Origin of the sequence: Cellulosimicrobium sp. AB352 (assembly GCF_049538415.1) — a bacterium.
Classification (GTDB): domain Bacteria; phylum Actinomycetota; class Actinomycetes; order Actinomycetales; family Cellulomonadaceae; genus Cellulosimicrobium; species Cellulosimicrobium funkei.
In genome coordinates this window covers 26936-44482 of the sequence record NZ_JBMVFX010000011.1, presented here as the reverse complement: position 1 = coordinate 44482, position 17547 = coordinate 26936, and the positions used below count along the sequence as shown (strand labels likewise).

General features: G+C 74.5%; 17 protein-coding genes. 2 read left to right on the top strand and 15 right to left on the bottom strand.

All coding sequences use genetic code 11. The annotated features are described in order from the left end of the window. Window positions 1–34 precede the first annotated feature (34 nt). The 12 genes from pyrF to ACPCUX_RS09740 all read right to left on the bottom strand — a co-directional run bounded on the left by pyrF (window position 35) and on the right by ACPCUX_RS09740 (window position 12319). The gene (pyrF, locus tag ACPCUX_RS09795; RefSeq protein WP_085387981.1) at window positions 35–904 is read right to left on the bottom strand and encodes an orotidine-5'-phosphate decarboxylase; all 870 of its coding nucleotides are present in this window, start codon (window positions 902–904) and stop codon (window positions 35–37) included. Continuing rightward, the gene (gene carB / locus ACPCUX_RS09790) at window positions 901–4272 is read right to left on the bottom strand and encodes a carbamoyl-phosphate synthase large subunit (RefSeq protein ID WP_423388640.1); all 3372 of its coding nucleotides are present in this window, start codon (window positions 4270–4272) and stop codon (window positions 901–903) included. Before carB ends, pyrF begins: the two co-directional genes overlap by 4 nt. Before the next feature lie 2 nt (window positions 4273–4274). Next, the gene (gene carA, locus ACPCUX_RS09785) at window positions 4275–5513 is read right to left on the bottom strand and encodes a glutamine-hydrolyzing carbamoyl-phosphate synthase small subunit (RefSeq protein WP_423388639.1); all 1239 of its coding nucleotides are present in this window, start codon (window positions 5511–5513) and stop codon (window positions 4275–4277) included. Between the two features lie 44 nt (window positions 5514–5557). Beyond that, window positions 5558–6256 carry a hypothetical protein gene (locus ACPCUX_RS09780; RefSeq protein ID WP_423388638.1) on the bottom strand — a complete coding sequence of 233 codons (699 nt, stop codon included), beginning with the start codon at window positions 6254–6256 and terminating at the stop codon, window positions 5558–5560. Next, window positions 6253–7614 carry a dihydroorotase gene (locus tag ACPCUX_RS09775; protein ID WP_423388637.1) on the bottom strand — a complete coding sequence of 454 codons (1362 nt, stop codon included), beginning with the start codon at window positions 7612–7614 and terminating at the stop codon, window positions 6253–6255. The genes ACPCUX_RS09780 and ACPCUX_RS09775 overlap by 4 nt, the downstream gene beginning before the upstream one ends. Beyond that, window positions 7611–8702: an aspartate carbamoyltransferase catalytic subunit gene (locus ACPCUX_RS09770; RefSeq protein WP_061267283.1), complete on the bottom strand. Its 1092-nt coding sequence runs from the start codon at window positions 8700–8702 to the stop codon at window positions 7611–7613. The genes ACPCUX_RS09775 and ACPCUX_RS09770 overlap by 4 nt, the downstream gene beginning before the upstream one ends. Beyond that, the gene (pyrR, locus tag ACPCUX_RS09765) at window positions 8699–9382 is read right to left on the bottom strand and encodes a bifunctional pyr operon transcriptional regulator/uracil phosphoribosyltransferase PyrR (RefSeq protein ID WP_085387982.1); all 684 of its coding nucleotides are present in this window, start codon (window positions 9380–9382) and stop codon (window positions 8699–8701) included. The genes ACPCUX_RS09770 and pyrR overlap by 4 nt, the downstream gene beginning before the upstream one ends. Window positions 9383–9561: 179 nt before the next feature. Further along, the gene (gene nusB, locus ACPCUX_RS09760) at window positions 9562–9981 is read right to left on the bottom strand and encodes a transcription antitermination factor NusB (RefSeq protein ID WP_021482611.1); all 420 of its coding nucleotides are present in this window, start codon (window positions 9979–9981) and stop codon (window positions 9562–9564) included. A gap of 33 nt (window positions 9982–10014) precedes the next feature. Further along, entirely contained in the window at window positions 10015–10578 is a 564-nt protein-coding gene (gene efp / locus ACPCUX_RS09755; RefSeq protein ID WP_021482610.1) for an elongation factor P, read from the bottom strand. Between the two features lie 107 nt (window positions 10579–10685). Beyond that, window positions 10686–11168, bottom strand: coding sequence for a hypothetical protein (locus tag ACPCUX_RS09750; RefSeq protein WP_206153989.1), 483 nt, complete (start codon window positions 11166–11168; stop codon window positions 10686–10688). After that, window positions 11165–11803: a hypothetical protein gene (locus ACPCUX_RS09745; protein WP_211933582.1), complete on the bottom strand. Its 639-nt coding sequence runs from the start codon at window positions 11801–11803 to the stop codon at window positions 11165–11167. The genes ACPCUX_RS09750 and ACPCUX_RS09745 overlap by 4 nt, the downstream gene beginning before the upstream one ends. A gap of 60 nt (window positions 11804–11863) precedes the next feature. After that, window positions 11864–12319 carry a type II 3-dehydroquinate dehydratase gene (locus tag ACPCUX_RS09740; protein ID WP_423388636.1) on the bottom strand — a complete coding sequence of 152 codons (456 nt, stop codon included), beginning with the start codon at window positions 12317–12319 and terminating at the stop codon, window positions 11864–11866. A 197-nt stretch (window positions 12320–12516) separates the two neighbouring features. On the opposite strand from ACPCUX_RS09740, the gene ACPCUX_RS09735 reads away from it, so the two are divergent. Further along, the gene (locus tag ACPCUX_RS09735; protein ID WP_423388635.1) at window positions 12517–13284 is read left to right on the top strand and encodes a glycerophosphodiester phosphodiesterase family protein; all 768 of its coding nucleotides are present in this window, start codon (window positions 12517–12519) and stop codon (window positions 13282–13284) included. A 16-nt stretch (window positions 13285–13300) separates the two neighbouring features. Here ACPCUX_RS09735 and aroB read toward each other — a convergent pair whose 3' ends face one another. The 3 genes from aroB to aroC are packed head-to-tail and all read right to left on the bottom strand — an operon-like array spanning window position 13301 to window position 16316. Beyond that, window positions 13301–14476 (bottom strand): 3-dehydroquinate synthase, encoded by a 1176-nt coding sequence (aroB, locus tag ACPCUX_RS09730; RefSeq protein WP_423388634.1) that lies wholly within the window; start codon window positions 14474–14476, stop codon window positions 13301–13303. After that, on the bottom strand, window positions 14473–15099 hold the full coding sequence (locus tag ACPCUX_RS09725; RefSeq protein ID WP_423388633.1) for a shikimate kinase: 627 nt from the start codon (window positions 15097–15099) through the stop codon (window positions 14473–14475). Before ACPCUX_RS09725 ends, aroB begins: the two co-directional genes overlap by 4 nt. Next, window positions 15099–16316: a chorismate synthase gene (gene aroC, locus ACPCUX_RS09720; RefSeq protein ID WP_085388771.1), complete on the bottom strand. Its 1218-nt coding sequence runs from the start codon at window positions 16314–16316 to the stop codon at window positions 15099–15101. The genes ACPCUX_RS09725 and aroC overlap by 1 nt, the downstream gene beginning before the upstream one ends. 113 nt (window positions 16317–16429) lie before the next feature. On the opposite strand from aroC, the gene ACPCUX_RS09715 reads away from it, so the two are divergent. After that, window positions 16430–17116 carry a prepilin peptidase gene (locus tag ACPCUX_RS09715; RefSeq protein ID WP_423388632.1) on the top strand — a complete coding sequence of 229 codons (687 nt, stop codon included), beginning with the start codon at window positions 16430–16432 and terminating at the stop codon, window positions 17114–17116. The last annotated feature ends 431 nt before the right edge of the window (window positions 17117–17547 follow it).

The following is a 17547-nucleotide window of genomic DNA, read 5'->3' as shown; positions in this document are numbered from 1 at the left end:
GAGGGTGCCGGCCCGGTCCCGGGAGGTGCGGGGCTCAGCCGCGCAGGGCCTGCGCCGCCTCGTCCGTGGCGGCGCGGGCCGCCGCGCGCAGCGCGTCCGCGTCCGGCCCGGCGCGCAGCACCCCGCGCGACGACGACGCGAGCACCTGGCGCCGCGCGTCGCCGAACACGGCGGCGAGCTCGGCCGCGCCCGCGCCCTGCGCGCCCACGCCGGGCGCCAGGAGCGGCCCGCGCACGGCCGCGAGGTCCGTGCCGGTGCGCGCCGCGGCGTCCGCGATCGTCGCGCCCACCACGAGCCCGACCGGCCCGAGCGCGTCGCCCGCGGCGACGACCGGGGCGTTCACCTGGGCCGCCTCGCGCGCGACGTGCGCCGCGACGGACTCCACGCCCGCCCCGGCGCCCCGGCGCGCGTGCTGCACCTCGGCGCCCTCGGGGTTCGACGTCAGGCAGAGCACGAACAGGCCGCGCCCCGTCTCCAGCGCCGCGTCCACCGCGGGCTGCAGCGATCCGAACCCCAGGTACGGCGACACGGTCAGCGCGTCCGCCGCGAGCGGCGAGCCGTCGCGCAGGTACGCGTCGGCGTACGCGGCCATGGTCGAGCCGATGTCGCCGCGCTTGGCGTCCATGATCGTCAGCGTCCCGGCGGCACGGGCCGCCGCGAGGACCTCCTCGAGCGCCGCGACGCCGCGCGACCCGTGGCGCTCGAAGAACGCCGACTGCGGCTTGACCGCGGCCACGCGGCCCCCGACCGCCTCGACGACCCGCAGGCCGAACTCGCGCAGCCCGGAGGCGTCGTCGGGCAGGCCCCAGTCCGCGAGCAGGCCCGGGTGCGGGTCGATGCCCACGCACAGCGGCCCGTGGTCCGCCGTCGCCGCCGCGAGGCGCGCGCCGAAGCCCGCGCTCACGCGCCCACCCGCTCCGCGGCGGGAGCGGGCAGCTCGACGCCGTCGGTCAGGCCCTCGCCCGCCATGTGCTCTTGGAGGCTCGCGACCGCGAACGGCCCGGCGAGGACGGCCTCGATGCCCTGCACCGCGGCGGCGAGCTGGTCGACCGTCGTCGCGATCGGCTTGTCGGCCGCCGTCGTGGCCGCGCGGATCTCGTAGCCGTCGGCGCGCGCGCCCTGACCGGACGGCGTGTTGATGACCATGTCCACCTCGCCGGCCGTGATGAGGTCGACGATCGTCGGCTCGCCGTCCGCCCCGCGGCCCGCGGAGAACTTGCGCACCACGCGCGACGCGATGCCGTTGCGGCGCAGCACGCTCGACGTGCCGTCCGTCGCGAGGATCTCGAAGCCGAGCTCCGCGAGGCGCTTGACCGGGAAGACGATCGAGCGCTTGTCGCGGTCCGCGACCGAGACGAACACGCGGCCCGACGTCGGCAGCCCGCCGAACGCGGCGGCCTGCGACTTCGCGAACGCGTGGGGGAAGTCGCGGTCGAAGCCCATGACCTCGCCCGTCGAGCGCATCTCCGGGCCGAGCACCGTGTCGACGACGACACCGTCCGCGGTGCGGAAGCGCTTGAACGGCAGGACCGCCTCCTTGACCGCGATCGGCGCGTCGAGCGGGAGCGTGCCGCCGTCGCCGTCGGCGGGCAGCACGCCCGCGGCGCGCAGCTCCGCGATCGACTCGCCCGCCATGACGCGCGCCGCGGCCTTCGCGAGCGACGTGCCCGTCGCCTTCGAGACGAACGGCACCGTGCGCGACGCGCGGGGGTTGGCCTCCAGGACGTAGAGCACGTCGGAGACGAGCGCGTACTGCACGTTGAGCAGGCCGCGCACGCCGACGCCCTTCGCGATGGCCTCGGTCGAGCGGCGGATGCGCTCGATCTCCTGCTCCGACAGCGACACCGGCGGCAGGACGCACGCCGAGTCGCCCGAGTGGATGCCCGCCTCCTCGATGTGCTCCATCACGCCGCCGAGGAAGAGCTCGGTGCCGTCGTAGAGCGCGTCGACGTCGATCTCCATGGCGTCGTCCAGGAACCGGTCGATGAGCAGCGGCGCGGGCAGCGTCCCGGCCGTGCGGTCCTCCGCCGCGGCCGCCACGAGGGCGCGCTCGACGTAGCCCGTGAGCTGCTCGGCCGAGTACACGATCTCCATGCCGCGCCCGCCGAGCACGTAGGACGGGCGCACGAGCACCGGGTACCCGATGCCGGCCGCGACGTCCTTCGCCTCGTCCAGCGAGCGCGCCGTGCCGAACGCCGGGGCGGGCAGGCCCGCCTCGACGAGCACGCGGCCGAACTCGCCGCGGTCCTCGGCGGCGTCGATCGCCTCGGGGCTCGTGCCGAGGATCGGCAGGCCCGCGTCGGCGAGGCGCTGCGCGAGCGCGAGCGGCGTCTGGCCGCCGAGCTGGACGATGATGCCCTTGACCGGTCCCGCGGCGAGCTCGGCCTGGTAGACCTCGAGCACGTCCTCGAACGTCAGCGGCTCGAAGTAGAGACGGTCGGACGTGTCGTAGTCGGTCGAGACCGTCTCCGGGTTGCAGTTGACCATGACCGTCTCGTAGCGCTCGCGCAGCGTGAGGGCCGCGTGCACGCACGAGTAGTCGAACTCGATGCCCTGGCCGATGCGGTTCGGGCCCGAGCCGAGGATGATCACGGCCTCGCGCTCGCGCGGGGCGACCTCGGTCTCCAGGTCGTACGACGAGTAGTGGTACGGCGTGCGGGCGGCGAACTCGGCCGCGCACGTGTCGACCGTCTTGTAGACGGGCCGGACGCCGAGCGCGTAGCGGACCTCGCGCACCGTCGCCTCGCCCGCCGGGCCCATGCCGCGCAGACGCGCGACCTGCGCGTCGGACAGGCCGTGCTTCTTCGCCTCGCGCAGCACGTCCTCCGTGAGCGCGGGCGCGTCGGCGACGGCCGCCGCGACCTCGTTGACCAGCTGGATCTGGTCGAGGTACCACGGGTCGATCTTCGTGGCCTCGAACACCTGCTCCACGCTCGCCCCGGCGCGCAGCGCCTGCTGGACGCCGATGATCCGGTTCTCCGTGGGGCGCGCGATGCGCACGAGCAGCGCGTCGAGCTCCGCGCCGGAGACGGGCTCGCCGTCCCAGTGGAAGACCGAGCCGCCCTTGTCGATCGAGCGCAGCGCCTTGCCGAGCGCCTCCGTGAAGTTGCGCCCGAGCGCCATCGCCTCGCCGACCGACTTCATGGTCGTCGTGAGCGTCGGGTCCGCGGCCGGGAACTTCTCGAACGCGAACCGCGGCACCTTGACGACCACGTAGTCGAGCGTCGGCTCGAACGAGGCCGGCGTGACCTGCGTGATGTCGTTGGGGATCTCGTCGAGCGTGTAGCCGACGGCGAGCTTCGCCGCGATCTTCGCGATGGGGAACCCGGTCGCCTTGGACGCGAGCGCGGACGACCGCGAGACGCGCGGGTTCATCTCGATGACGATGACGCGGCCCGTGTCCGGGTCGACGGCGAACTGGATGTTGCAGCCGCCCGTGTCGACGCCGACCTCGCGGATGACGGCGATCCCGATGTCGCGCAGCTTCTGGTACTCGCGGTCGGTGAGCGTGAGCGCGGGCGCGACCGTGATCGAGTCGCCCGTGTGCACGCCGACGGGGTCGACGTTCTCGATGGAGCACACGACCACGACGTTGTCGTTCTTGTCGCGCATGAGCTCGAGCTCGTACTCCTTCCAGCCGAGGATCGACTCCTCGAGGAGCACCTCCGTCACCGGGGAGTAGTGCAGGCCCTGTCCGACGATGCGGCGCAGCTCGTCCTCGTCGTACGCGAAGCCCGAGCCGAGGCCGCCCATCGTGAACGACGGGCGCACGACCATCGGGTAGCCGAGGTCGCCCGCGGCCGCGATCGCCTCGTCGACCGTGTGGACGATGACCGAGCGCGCGGACTCGCCGCCGCACGTCTCGACGACGTCCTTGAACTGCTGGCGGTCCTCGCCCTTCTGGATCGCCGCGATGTTCGCGCCGATGAGCTCGACGCCGTACTCGGCGAGGACGCCGGCCTCGTCGAGCGCGATCGCGGCGTTGAGCGCCGTCTGACCGCCGAGCGTCGGCAGCAGCGCGTCGGGGCGCTCCTTGGCGATGATCGACGTGAGGACCTCGGTCGTGATCGGCTCGACGTAGGTCGCGTCGGCGAACTCGGGGTCGGTCATGATCGTCGCCGGGTTCGAGTTCACGAGGACGACCCGCAGGCCCTCCTCCTTGAGCACGCGGCACGCCTGGGTGCCGGAGTAGTCGAACTCGCACGCCTGGCCGATGACGATCGGGCCGGACCCGATGACCAGGACGCTGGAGATGTCGGTTCTGCGAGGCACGGTCAGCTCTCCTTGGTGGTCTGCTCGACGGCGTCGGAGCCCGCGCCCGCCGCGTCGGCGGCGCGACGCGACGTCATGAGCTCGACGAAGCGGTCGAAGAGGTACGCGGCGTCGTGGGGGCCGGCCGCGGCCTCGGGGTGGTACTGGACGGAGAAGGCGGGCAGGTCGAGGCACTCGAGCCCCTCGACCACCTGGTCGTTGAGCCCGACGTGGGACACGACGACGCGCCCGTAGCGGCCGCCGTCGTGCGGGGCGACGGACTCGCCGTCGAGCGGCGCGTCGACCGCGAACCCGTGGTTGTGCGCCGTGACCTCGACCTTGCCGGTGCGGCGGTCCATGACGGGCTGGTTGATGCCGCGGTGGCCGTAGGCGAGCTTGTACGTGCCGTAGCCGAGCGCGCGCCCGAGGATCTGGTTGCCGAAGCAGATGCCGAAGAACGGCGTGCCGCGGTCCAGGACGCCGCGCAGCAGCTCGACCTCGTGGGTCGCGGCGCTCGGGTCGCCCGGGCCGTTGGAGAAGAACACGCCGTCGGGCGCGTACGCTTCGATGTCCGCGATCGTCGAGGCCGCGGGCACCACGTGCACGCGCACGCCGCGCTGGGCGAGGCGCTGGGGCGTCATCGACTTGATGCCGAGGTCCACGGCGACGACGGTGGCGACGGGCTCGCCGTCCGGCGTCGTCCCCTCGAAGGGCTCGACGACGTACGCCGTGTCCGTGCTCACCTCGCGGGCGAGGTCGGCGCCGGCCATCGCGGGCGCCGCCTTCACCTCGGCCACGAGGTCCTCCACGGTGCGCGGGTAGCCGTCGCGCACGAGCGCGTCGCCGGAGAAGATGCCCGCGCGCATCACGCCGAGCTCGCGCAGGTGGCGCGTGAGGGCGCGCGTGTCGACGTCGCTGATGCCGACGACGCCCTGGGCCGCGAGCTCCTCGTCGAGGGTGCGCTGCGCGCGCCAGCTCGACGCGCGACGGGCCGCGTCGCGCACGACGTACCCGGCGACCCAGATCTTGCCGGACTCCGGGTCCTCGTCGTTGACGCCCGTGTTCCCGATGTGGGGGGCCGTCATGACGACGATCTGCCGGTGGTAGGAGGGGTCGGTGAGGGTCTCCTGGTAGCCGGTCATGCCGGTGTTGAAGACGATCTCGCCGACGGTGGTGCCGCGCGCGCCGTACGCGCGGCCGGGCTGCACCGTGCCGTCCTCGAGGACGATCAGGGCCCGGTCGGGGGCGGGTGCGCCGGTCACCGAGGTGACTGCGGTCGGTGAGCTCACTGCGTTCGCTGAGGCGGTCAAGGTGCTTCCTCGTCGTTCTCGTCGGTGCCGGGTGCCGCGCTCTCGCGCGTCGGCGCCGGGCCGTCCTGGTCGGTGGGTGCGTCGGTGGCGCTGCTCGGCGCCCCGGTTCGTCGTTCGCGGGTGCCGTCGGCGCCCGCGCTCCGGGGGCGGCCGGCGAGGTCGCGCACGGCCTCCAGGAGACGCGGGACGTCGTGGTCGTGGCGCGGCATGAGGCCGGTGTCCAGCCGGACCTCGGGGTGCGCCGGGGCCTCGGGGGCGTCGGCGGGGACCGGCTCGGCCGGGACGGACCACGTCACCACGACGATGGCCTCCTTCCCGACGAACTTCCCCGCCATGCCCGGGGTAAGGGCGACGTCCTCGACGGCCGCCGCGGGGACCCACACGTCGTCGGCGCCGCGGCGCGCTACGTGCAGGCCGGAGTCGTGCACGGTGACCTGGGCCTGCGCCCGGTCGCCGAGGCCGTGGGCGCCGACGCGCGCGAGCCAGTCGCCCGCGAGCGTGCTCGACACGTACAGCGCGTCGAGCGGGCCGAGCACGACGCCGCCGCGCGCGGCCTCCGCCGGCACGACGGGCGGCGTCGGGACGAAGCCCGCGGAGCGGCGCACCAGCCGGCGACGGCCGACGAGCACGAGCGTCAGCAGGACGACGCCGAGGACGACCCAGATCCCGGCCGCGACGGGCTGCGGCAGGTTCACGCCCCCACCCCCTGACCGGCCGCGACCGCCTCGACGGGCGCGCCGTCGAGCACGGTGGCCCGGCCCCGCAGGAACGTCGCGACGACCGCACCGGGCAGCTCGCGACCCTGGAAGGGCGTGTTGGTGCTCGCGGTGGCCTGCCCGGCGCCGTCGACCACGCGCCGCGCGGCCGGGTCGACGAGCGTGACGTTCGCGGGCTCGCCGACCTCGAGCGGGCGGCCCTGCGCGCGCTCCCCCGTGTCGATGCGGCCGATGCGCGCGGGCGCGCTCGACAGCACGCGCGCGACGTCGGCCCACGTCATGCGGCCCGTGTCGACCATGGTCTGCTGCACGACGCTCAGCGCCGTCTCGAGGCCCGTCATGCCGAACGCGGCCGCGGCCCACTCGCAGTCCTTGTCCTCGCGCGCGTGCGGCGCGTGGTCGGTCGCGACGATGTCGATCGTGCCGTCGGCCAGGCCCTCGCGCACCGCCTCGACGTCCGCTGCCGTGCGCAGCGGCGGGTTGACCTTGAACGTCGGGTCGTAGCCGCGCGCCAGGTCGTCGGTGAGCACGAGGTGGTGCGGCGTGACCTCGGCCGTGACGTCGATCCCGCGGCCCTTGGCCCAGCGGACGATCTCGACCGAGCCGGCGGTCGACAGGTGGCACACGTGCAGGCGCGAGCCCACGTGCTCCGCGAGGAGCACGTCGCGCGCGATGATCGCCTCCTCGGCGACCGCGGGCCAGCCCGCGAGGCCCAGCTCGGCCGACACGACGCCCTCGTTCATCTGGGCGCCCTCGGTGAGGCGCGGCTCCTGCGCGTGCTGGGCGACGACGCCGTCGAACGCCTTGACGTACTCGAGGGCGCGGCGCATGAGGATCGGGTCGTCGACGCACTTCCCGTCGTCCGAGAACACCCGCACGCGGGCCGCGGAGTCGGCCATCGCGCCGAGCTCGGCGAGCTGCTCGCCCGCGAGCCCGACGGAGACGGCGCCCACGGGGTGCACGTCGACCCAGCCCGCGTCGCGCCCGAGGCGCCACACCTGCTCGACGACGCCCGCCGTGTCCGCGACCGGGGTCGTGTTCGCCATCGCGTGCACGGCCGTGAAGCCGCCCGCCGCCGCGGCGCGGGTGCCGGACGCGATCGTCTCGGCGTCCTCGCGCCCCGGCTCGCGCAGGTGGGTGTGCAGGTCGACAAGCCCGGGAAGGGCGACGAGGCCCGTCGCGTCGACGACGACCGTGCCGTCGTCGTCCGCGGCGCGCGCGGTGCCGACCGGGGCGAGCTCGGCGACCACGCCGTCCGCGAGGACGAGGTCGACGGGGTCGCCGCCCAGCGGGCGCGCGCCGCGCAAGACGTACGTGGTGGTTGCGGCGCTGCTCACGAGGCGGAGACCCTTTCGACGGCGGGGACGGGCTGGGCGGAGGGCAGGGGCGCGGCCGACGCCGCGGCGTCGGCCTCGTCGCTGCCCGCGAGGAGGAGGTAGAGCACGGCCATGCGCACGGCGACGCCGTTCGCGACCTGCTCGACGATCACCGCGCGCGGCGAGTCCGCCGCCTGCGCGGAGATCTCGAGGCCGCGGTTCATGGGGCCGGGGTGCAGGACGACGGCGTGCTCGGCGAGGAGCCCGAGGCGCCGAGCGTCGAGCCCGTACTTGCGGCTGTACTCGAGCGGGTTCGGGAAGAAGGCCCCGCCCCCCGCGCCGGCGCCGCTCATGCGCTCGCGCTGCACGCGCAGCATCATCACGGCGTCGGGGCCGCCGTGCGCCGTGTCTCCCGCGAGGGCCGCGTCCAGGTCGTAGGAGACCTCGCACGGCCACGTCTGGACGCCGACCGGCAGGAGCGTGGGCGGCGCGACGAGCGTCACGCGGGCCCCGAGCGTGTGCAGCAGGTGGACGTTCGAGCGCGCGACCCGCGAGTGCAGCACGTCGCCGACGATCGCGACGTGGCGCCCGTCGAGGCCCGCGCCGCGCGCCGCGGCGTCGTCGGGACCGCTCGCGCCCGGCGACGTCAGGCCCGTCCCGGTGAGGTGGCGGCGCAGCGTGTACGCGTCGAGGAGCGCCTGCGTCGGGTGCTGGTGCATGCCGTCGCCCGCGTTGACCACGGCCGCGTCGAGCCAGCCCGCGTGCGCGAGCAGGTGCGGGGCGCCCGACGCCTGGTGCCGCACGACGACCGCGTCCGCACCCATCGCCTGGAGCGTCAGCGCGGTGTCCTTGAGCGACTCGCCCTTGGACACGCTCGACCCCTTGGCCGAGAAGTTGATGACGTCCGCGGACAGCCGCTTCGCGGCGGTCTCGAAGGAGATGCGCGTGCGCGTGGAGTCCTCGTAGAAGAGATTGACGACCGTGCGACCGCGCAGCGTCGGGAGCTTCTTGATCTCGCGGGACTGCGTCGCGGCCATCTGGGCGGACGTGTCGAGGATGCGGATCGCGTCGGCACGCCCGAGGTCCTGGGTCGAGAGCAGGTGCCTCATGCGCGGGCCTCCCCGTCCTCGGAGGAGCCCGGCTGCGCAGCAGCGGGCCGGATGACCACCGCGTCGGCGGACGCGTCGCCCGCCGCGGGAGCGCCGTCGATCTCGGCGAGGCGCACGCTCACGCGCTCGGACGTCGACGTGGGCAGGTTCTTGCCCACGAAGTCGGGGCGGATCGGCAGCTCCCGGTGGCCGCGGTCGACGAGCGCCGCGAGCTGCACCGCGCGCGGGCGGCCGAGGTCGCTGATCGCGTCGAGCGCGGCCCGGATCGTGCGGCCGGAGTACAGGACGTCGTCGACGAGGACCACGACCTTGCCGTCGATCCCCGACGCGGGCAGGCGCGTCGCGCCGATCGTGCGCGTCGGGTGACGGTGCAGGTCGTCGCGGTACATCGTCACGTCGAGCTCGCCGACGATCGCGTGCGGGTCGGGCGCGCCGTCTGCCTCGATCGCGGCGAGACGCTCGGCGAGCCGGGCCGCGAGCGGGACGCCGCGCGTCGGGATGCCGAGGAGGACGAGGTCGTGGGCTCCCTTGTTGCGCTCCACGATCTCGTGGGCGATGCGCGTCAGCGCGCGGGAGATGTCCGCCGCCGTGAGGACGACGGTCCCGGCGGTCGGACCCGTCTCGGGGTCGGACCCCGGCCGGGGTGCGGATGGTGTGGGCACAGCAGCGCCAGAGCTCATGTCCGGCGACCTCCTTCCCCGCCTCACAGGACGGGCCTTAAAGGATGTCTGACGGTCACCCACCCTACCGCCGGTGGTCCGGCGGCCGGGTGCGCGTCCCGCCCGGTGGGACGCGGCGTCGGTCACACCCGTGACCGACGCCGCGCGAGGCGGCGCCCGGCCGCGGCCGGGCGCCGCGGTCAGGCCGTGATCGTCGGCTTCATCTCGACGATGCGCGCGAGCAGCCCGTTGACGAACGACGGCGAGTCGTCGGTCGACAGGGAGCGCGCGAGGTCGACGGCCTCGTCGATCGCGACGACGTCCGGGACGTCGTCGTTGAAGAGGATCTCCCAGCCGCCGATGCGCAGCAGCGCCCGGTCGACGGCGGGCATGCGCTCGAGCGTCCACCCGTGGGAGTACGTCTCGAGCAGCTCGTCGATGCGCTCGCGGTGGGCGAGCACGCCCTCGACGATGTCGACCGCGTACTGCGGCAGCGCGGTCTGCGCCGTCCCGGGGTCGGCGACGCGCTCCGCGAGGAGGGTCGTCGGGTCCACGTGACGCTGCTCCGCCTCGAAGAGGACGTCGAGCGCGCGCTTGCGCGCCTTGGTGCGTGCGGCCATGTCAGTCCGTCGTCTGTCCGTCGGTGCCGGCGGTCAGTCGTTCACGCGGCCGAGGTACGACCCGTCACGCGTGTCGACCTTGACCTTGGTGCCCTGCTCGAGGAAGAGCGGGACCTGGATCTGCGCGCCCGTCTCGAGCGTCGCGGGCTTGGTGCCGCCCGTCGAGCGGTCGCCCTGCAGGCCCGGCTCGGTGTACGTGATCTCGAGGACGACCGAGGCGGGCAGCTCGATGTAGAGCGGCTGGCCGTCGTTCGACGCGATGAGCACGTTCTGGTTCTCGAGCATGTAGTCCTTGGCGTCGCCCACGATCTCGGCACCGACCGTGATCTGGTCGTACGTCGAGGTGTCCATGAACACGTAGTCCGCGCCGTCCTGGTACAGGTACTGGAAGTCACGGCGGTCGACGTTGGCGGTCTCGATCTTGAGGCCGGCGTTGAACGTCTTGTCGATCGTCTTGCCCGTCATGACGTTCTTGATCTTGGTGCGGACGAACGCGCCACCCTTGCCGGGCTTGACGTGCTGGAACTCGATCACGGTCCACAGCTGGCCGTCGAGTCGCAGCACGGTGCCGTTCTTGATGTCGTTGGTGGTCGCCACGTTCGTCTTCCTGTCGGAGGGTCAGCGGTCCCGTCGACGCGCTGCCGCGTGCCGGGACGGCACGACGGGGCCACGAGAGCGGGATGCGGAAATGGGCCTTGACGATCTTACCGGAGCGCGGCGAGGACCGCGTTCGCCACGACGCCCAGGGTCGCCGCCCAGCACATCGAGGCGAGCGTCCCGATGACGAAGCGCTCCGACGCGACGGGGTGCTCACGCAGCTCGGGGTAGCGGCCCAGGCCCTTGATCGCGACGACGAAGGCGATGCCGCCCGGCTCGCCCGCGAGGAGGCAGCCGGTGATCGCGAACCGCTCGAGGATCCCGATCCACGTCCCGCCGCGCAGGGCCTTGACGGCCTCCGTCCCGATCGGCCCCGTCGTCGGAGGGGGCGGCGGGGGCACCGGGACGGCCGCCGGGTCCGCCGGGGCACCACGCCGCGGCCGGCCGGCGCGGCCCGGGGCGGCGGAGCCGCCCGCACGCGCCGCCGCGCGCAGGACCCCCTGGGTCACGGGGCCGCCGCCGAGGACGCTCGCGGCGAGCGCGACCACCCAGACGAGCACCACGAGCACGACCGTCACCGGGTCCGTCACGCCTTCTCCTCCTGCCGATCCGCCGGCGGCCCCTCGTGGAGCTCGCCCAGCAGCCTCGCGACCACGGGCCGCGCCGCCGCCTCCTCGGGCCACAGCGCGGTGCGCAGCCGCTGGCTGACCGCCTGCTCGGACACGCCGAGCGCGCGAGCCACATCCTTCTGGGTCCCACCCACACGCGCCAGCGCGTCGACGGCCTCCCACCCGGGCGCGGTGCGCCGGTCCACGACGGCCGCGAGGAGGCGCAGGAGCGCCTCGACCTCCGCGGCGCGCGCCGCGGGCTCCCCGCGAACGGCGACGGGCGCCGTGGCCGCGCGCGACTTCGCCTGCTCGACCGCCTCGCGGGCGCGCACGAACGCCGTGCCCGACGCCTCGCGCGAGACCGCGGGCAGCGGCTCGTCGACCGGCCCGACGCCGAGGCCGACGCTCCAGCCGCCGTCGCGCAGGAGGTCGAGCACGACCTCGACGACGGCCTCCGGGTCGTCGAGGACGCCCTGGACCTCGTCGCCGACCGTCCGGGCGAACGGGACGACGACGCCGCCGCGGCCCGCCAGCATCTCGTCGAGCCGCGCGAGCACCTCGGGGACGCGGTCGGGACGACCGGTGCTCCCCCGCTGGTCGACGGTCAGTACGTACATGACATCAAGGCTAAAACCTTGTTCGCCAACCATCAAGCCCAGAGGCTTGATAAGAGCAGATCAAGCCCGGGTCTGGCGCAGGCGCGCGGCCACGGCCTCGAGCGCGAGCCGGTAGGAGTCGAACCCGAAGCCCGCGACCGTGCCGGTCGCGACCGCCCCCACGACGGAGTGGCTGCGGAACGCCTCGCGCGCCGCCGGGTTGCTGAGGTGGACCTCGACCAGCAGCAGGCCGGACGTCGTGACCTGCGCGGCGGCGTCGCGCACCGCGTAGGAGTAGTGCGTGAACGCGGCCGGGTTGAGCACCACGTGGGCCCGCGCGTCGACGGCCTCGTGCAGCCAGCCGACGAGCTCGGACTCGTCGTCGGTCTGCCGCACGTCGACGGCGAGGTCGAGCGCGCTCCCCCACGTCGTCGCCGACTCGCGGAGGTCCGCCATCGAGGCCGAGCCGTAGATCTCCGGCTCGCGCACGCCGAGCCGGCCGAGGTTGGGTCCGTTGAGGACGAGCACGCGTTCCATGGCGCCCGAGCCTAGCCGTGCCGGAGCGAGCGACGGCGACACGTCCGGGGCCGCTCCCGACGGGCGACGGACCACGGCCTCGGGCAGGCTGGCGGGGTGACCCTCAGCGCTGCCCGCCCCCGACCTCCGGCACGGCACCCGCACCTGCCCTTCGCGCCCGTCCCCGCGCCGTCCGGCGCGCGTCCGCGGACAGCAGCATGAGCGCGACGCGCTACCTCGACGCCCCGTTCGCGGCGCTCGCGCACCGCGGCTTCTCGCGCGACGGTCTCGAGAACTCGATGGCGGCGTTCGCGTCGGCCCGCGAGCTGGGGCTCCGGTACGTCGAGACGGACGCGCACGCGACGTCGGACGGCGTCGCCGTGGCGCTCCACGACGCCTCGCTGGACCGGACGACCGACGCGCGCGGCCTGGTGGCCGACCTCCCGTGGCGCACGGTGCGCACCGCCCGGATCGGTGGCCGGGAGCCGGTGCCGTCGCTGGAGGACGTCCTCGGGACGTGGCCGGACCTCCGCGTGAACGTCGACGTCAAGTCGGCCGCGGCGGCCGAGCCCGTCGCGCGCGCGATCGAGCGCACGCGCGCGCACGACCGCGTGTGCGTCGCGTCGTTCGCCGCGTCGCGGCGGGAGGCGACGGTGGCGCGGCTCTCGCGCCCCGTGACCGTGTCCGGCGCGCGAGGCGCGGTGGTGGGCATGCTGCTCGCGGGGCGGGCGCGGGCGGACGCGCTCGCCCGCCTCGCGGCCCGCTCGGTCGACTGCCTCCAGGTCCCGGTGCGCGAGGGCTGGGTCCGGGTCGTGGACTCGGCGTTCGTGCGGGCCGCGCACCGGGCCGGCGTCGCGGTGCACGCCTGGACGGTCAACGACGCGCCGACGATGCACCGGCTGCTCGACCTCGGGGTCGACGGCATCGTGACCGACCGCTCGGACGTGCTGCGCGACGTGCTCCGCGGCCGGGGGCTCTGGGCCTGACCCCGCCGAGGATCCGTCAGAGGGCGATCGGCCCCCGGCCCGCCGGGGCGTCCGCCGCGATCTCCGCGTAGGCCGCGGCGAGGAGCGTCGGGTCCGGGCCCTCGAGGCGCGTCGGGCGGGCGACGTCGTCGAGCACCACGAAGCGCAGGAGGTCGCCGCGCGACTTCTTGTCGCGGCGCATGGCGGACAGCAGCTGCTCCCACCGGTCGCCCCGGTAGGTGAGGGGCAGCCCGAGCGAGCCGAGGATCGCGCGGTGGCGGTCGACGACGGCGTCGTCCAGCTTCCCGGCGAGGCGCGAGAGCTCGGCGGCGAACACCATGCCGACGGAGACGGCCGCGCCGTGGCGCCACTGGTAGCGCTCGGTGAGCTCGACGGCGTGGCCCAGCGTGTGCCCGTAGTTGAGGATCTCGCGCAGCCCGGCCTCCTTGAGGTCCTCCCCCACGACGCGCGCCTTGACCGCGACCGAGCGCTCGACGAGCTCGGCGACGACGGCCCAGGTCTCGTCCGTCGTCGGCCGGGTGCCCCACGCCGCGAGCGCGTCCGCGTGCTCCTCGACGAGCTCGAGGATGCGCTCGTCCGCGATGAACCCCGTCTTGACGACCTCCGCGAGCCCGGCGACGAAGTCCCAGCGCCCGAGCGACTCCAGGGCCGCGAGGTCGCACAGGACGCCGGCCGGCGGGTGGAACGCGCCGACGAGGTTCTTGCCCTCGGCGGTGTTGATGCCGGTCTTGCCCCCGACCGCAGCGTCGACCATCGCGAGGAGCGTCGTCGGCACGTGCACCACGCGGATGCCGCGCAGCCAGGTCGCGGCGACGAAGCCGCCGAGGTCCGTCGTCGCGCCGCCGCCGACCGTGACGACCGCGTCCGTGCGCGTGAAGTCCAGCTGCCCGAGCACGCCCCAGAGGAACGCGGCCACCTGAGCGGTCTTGGCCTCCTCGGCGTCCGGCACCTCCGCGACGTATGCCTCGTAGCCCGACTCCTTGAGGTCCTCGTGGACGACCTCGGCCGTCGCGGCGAGGGCCGCGGGGTGCACGACGAGCACCCGGCGCACCGAGCCGCCGAGCATCGCGGGCAGCTCGCCGAGCAGGTGGCGCCCCACGACGACGTCGTACGGCTGCTCGCCCGCGACCCGGACGCGCGTCGGCGCGGCAGCGGCCGGGTCCTGGGCGGGGGTGGTGGCGTCGGGGGTCACGCGTTCTCCTGTTCGACCGGGGTGCCGGCGGGGTCGGCCGGCGCGGGTGCGGGCGTCGTGCGCCCCGGGGTGCCGGGCACGGCGTCGCCCGCGAGGTGCCCGCGGATCTCGCGCGCGACCTGGGCGGGCGTGCGCGCGTCGGTGACGACGTGCAGCGTAGAGACGCGCTCGTAGACGGGGCGACGCGCCTCCATGAGGGCGGCCCAGCGCGCCCGCGGGTTGCCGAGCAGGAGCGGGCGCGCCTGGTTGAGGCCGACGCGCGGCGCGGCGTGCGCGAGGCTCACGTCGAGGAACACGACCGTCCCGCCCGCGGCGACGTACGCCGCGAGCGCGGTCTGCGTGTGCTCGTCGAGCACCGCGCCGCCGCCCAGGGCGAGGACGCCGTCGTGCGTCGCGAGCGCGGTCGTCACGGCCTCACGCTCCAGCTCGCGGAAGTGCGGCTCGCCGTGGTCGACGAAGATGTCCGCGACCGGCCTCCCGGCCGTGGTCTCGACGTCGACGTCCGTGTCGCGCTGCGCGAGGCCGAGCAGCTCGGCCAGGTGGCGCGCGACGGTCGACTTCCCGCTGCCGGGCGGGCCGACCAGCACGACGACCGGGCGGGTCCCCGGGGCGACGGGCGTCATCAGCGCTGCAGCTCGGGGATCGCGGCGAGGTACGCCTCGGCGTTCCGGCGGACCTCCGCGACGGAGTCGCCGCCGAACTTCTCGAGCGCCTGCTCGGCGAGCACGAGCGCGACCATCGCCTCGGCGACGACCGCCGCGGGCGGGACCGCGCACACGTCGGAGCGCTGGTGCTGGGCCTTGGCGACGTCGCCGGTGACGACGTCGACCGTCGCGAGCGCGCGCGGCACCGTCGAGATCGGCTTCATGGCGGCGCGCACGCGCACCACCTCGCCGTTCGACATGCCGCCCTCGACGCCGCCGGCGCGGTTGCTGCGACGGTGGATGCGGCCGTCGGCACCGCGCTCGATCTCGTCGTGCGCGGCGGACCCGCGGCGGCGCGCGGTGCGGAAGCCGTCGCCGACCTCGACGCCCTTGATTGCCTGGATCCCCATGAGGACGGCGGCGAGGCGCGCGTCGAGGCGACGGTCGCTCTGCGCGTAGGTGCCCAGTCCGGAGGGGACCCCGTACGCGAGCACCTCGACGACGCCGCCGAGGGTGTCTCCCGCCTTCTGGCACTCGTCGATCTCCGCGACCATGGCCGCGGCGGCGTCCGGGTCGAAGCAGCGCACCGGGTCGGCGTCGAGCGCGGCGACGTCGTCGGGGCCGGGCACCGGCGCGTCCTCGGGGACCTCGACCGGCCCGATCGCGACGACGTGCGACACGAGCCGGACGCCGAGCGCCTGCTCGAGGAACTTCGCCGCGGCCGTGCCGAGCGCGACGCGCGTCGCCGTCTCGCGCGCCGAGGCGCGCTCGAGCACGGGGCGCGCGTCCTCGAAGCCGTACTTGCGCATGCCGACGAGGTCGGCGTGCCCCGGGCGGGGCCGGGTGAGCGGGCGGTTGCGCGCGATCTCCCGGACGTCGCCCGTCCCGGCGTCGACGAGCAGGGCCTCGGGCGGCACCGGGTCGGACGACATGACGTCGACCCACTTGGGCCACTCGGAGTTCGCGATCTCGATGGCCAGCGGCCCGCCCTGGGTCACGCCGTGGCGCAGGCCGCCGAGGACGCGCAGTTCGTCCTGCTCGAACTTCTGCCGCGAACCGCGGCCGTACCCGAGGCGGCGGCGCGCGAGCGCGGCGCGCACGTCGTCCGTCGTGAGCTCGACGCCCGCGGGCAGCCCGTCGAGGATCCCGACCAGCGCCTCGCCGTGCGACTCACCCGATGTCAACCAACGCAGCATGATCGCCATCCTCCCACGTCGGCGCGCACGTCCCGGCGGCCGCCCGCAGTGCGGACCGGAGGGCTGTGGACGACGACGGCGCGCCCCCGCCCGGACGCGCTACGGTGCCGCGCATGGTCCAGCAGGGGGACGGGACGGCGGTCGACGGCACGCCGTCGCGCGGCCACGCTCCGGTGGCGGCTGCACACGAGAAGGCCGACGACGCGCGGTCGTGGCTCCGGCGCCGTGGTGCGGCCCTGAGCCGGGAGCTCCGGGTGGCCGGGCCGGCCGGGGGCGTCCTCGCGCTCCTCGCGGCGGCCAGCGCGGCGTGGTGGTCGGCGACCTCCTGGGCGACGCCCGCCCTCGTGCTCGTCGCCGCGGCTGGCACGCTCGCGGCCGTGGTCGACGCGCGCACGCACCGGCTGCCCGACGTCGTCGTCCTGCCGACGTGGCTCGGGTCGGTCCTGCTCCTCGCCGTCGCCGCCCTCGGGACCGGCGACCGCGCCGCACTCGTACGGGCGCTGGTCGGGGGTGCCCTGGGCTTCGGCGCCTACGCCGCGCTCCGGATCGCGTATCCACCGGGCCTCGGCTTCGGCGACGTCAAGCTCGCGGGGATGCTCGGCACGCCGCTCGCGTGGCTCGGGTGGGGCGAGCTGGTCACTGGACTCGTCCTGCCGTTCCTGCTCGGCGGCGTGTGGGCACTCGGGCTGGTCGTCACGCGCCGCGCGCGCCGCGACACCGCCGTCCCCTTTGGCCCCTTCATGTTCCTGGGAACCAGCCTAACTGTCGGCTTGCTCAACTACCCGTTCCCAGGCTCTTGAAATCCCGTCGAGACAGATAGAAAATACCGGCGCCATCCCCCGAAATCACGCACGGAGGATGGCGCCGGCAATTGGTCACGCACGGGCGCTAGTAGGAGTAAAGGTGGCTCCAGTAGGTGTCACCGTCTCCGAGCAGTTTGAACTTGCACGGGCCGACACCGTGACCCTGCGCCGAGTGAATGACTCGCGATGCAGCGCAGTGGGCGATCGCAATCGGGCGAGTTGCCGACACGCCGTACGCGGTCGACACTCCCGCAGAAGCCGAAATTGCCCCTGTTCCAGCAAGACCCACCGCCAGTGAAGCGATTGCGGCCACTCTCAAGATTTTCGACATTCACATTCCCCCTGAACTAGTTTGTCGCGAGAACCGTATCAGTCGACCATACGGTCTGCAACCTCCAACTTGGGTGAAAGAACTCTGACACCATCGC

Excerpts from the sequence above, each read along its gene's own strand:
- pyrR (WP_085387982.1), bottom strand. The coding sequence starts at position 9,382 with ATGAGCTCTGGCGCTGCTGTGCCCACACCATCCGCACCCCGGCCGGGG.
- ACPCUX_RS09725 (WP_423388633.1), bottom strand. The coding sequence starts at position 15,099 with ATGACGCCCGTCGCCCCGGGGACCCGCCCGGTCGTCGTGCTGGTCGGC.
- aroC (WP_085388771.1), bottom strand. The coding sequence starts at position 16,316 with ATGCTGCGTTGGTTGACATCGGGTGAGTCGCACGGCGAGGCGCTGGTC.
- ACPCUX_RS09770 (WP_061267283.1), bottom strand. The coding sequence starts at position 8,702 with ATGAGGCACCTGCTCTCGACCCAGGACCTCGGGCGTGCCGACGCGATC.
- ACPCUX_RS09745 (WP_211933582.1), bottom strand. The coding sequence starts at position 11,803 with ATGTACGTACTGACCGTCGACCAGCGGGGGAGCACCGGTCGTCCCGAC.
- ACPCUX_RS09735 (WP_423388635.1), top strand. The coding sequence starts at position 12,517 with ATGAGCGCGACGCGCTACCTCGACGCCCCGTTCGCGGCGCTCGCGCAC.
- nusB (WP_021482611.1), bottom strand. The coding sequence starts at position 9,981 with ATGGCCGCACGCACCAAGGCGCGCAAGCGCGCGCTCGACGTCCTCTTC.
- ACPCUX_RS09715 (WP_423388632.1), top strand. The coding sequence starts at position 16,430 with ATGGTCCAGCAGGGGGACGGGACGGCGGTCGACGGCACGCCGTCGCGC.
- ACPCUX_RS09740 (WP_423388636.1), bottom strand. The coding sequence starts at position 12,319 with ATGGAACGCGTGCTCGTCCTCAACGGACCCAACCTCGGCCGGCTCGGC.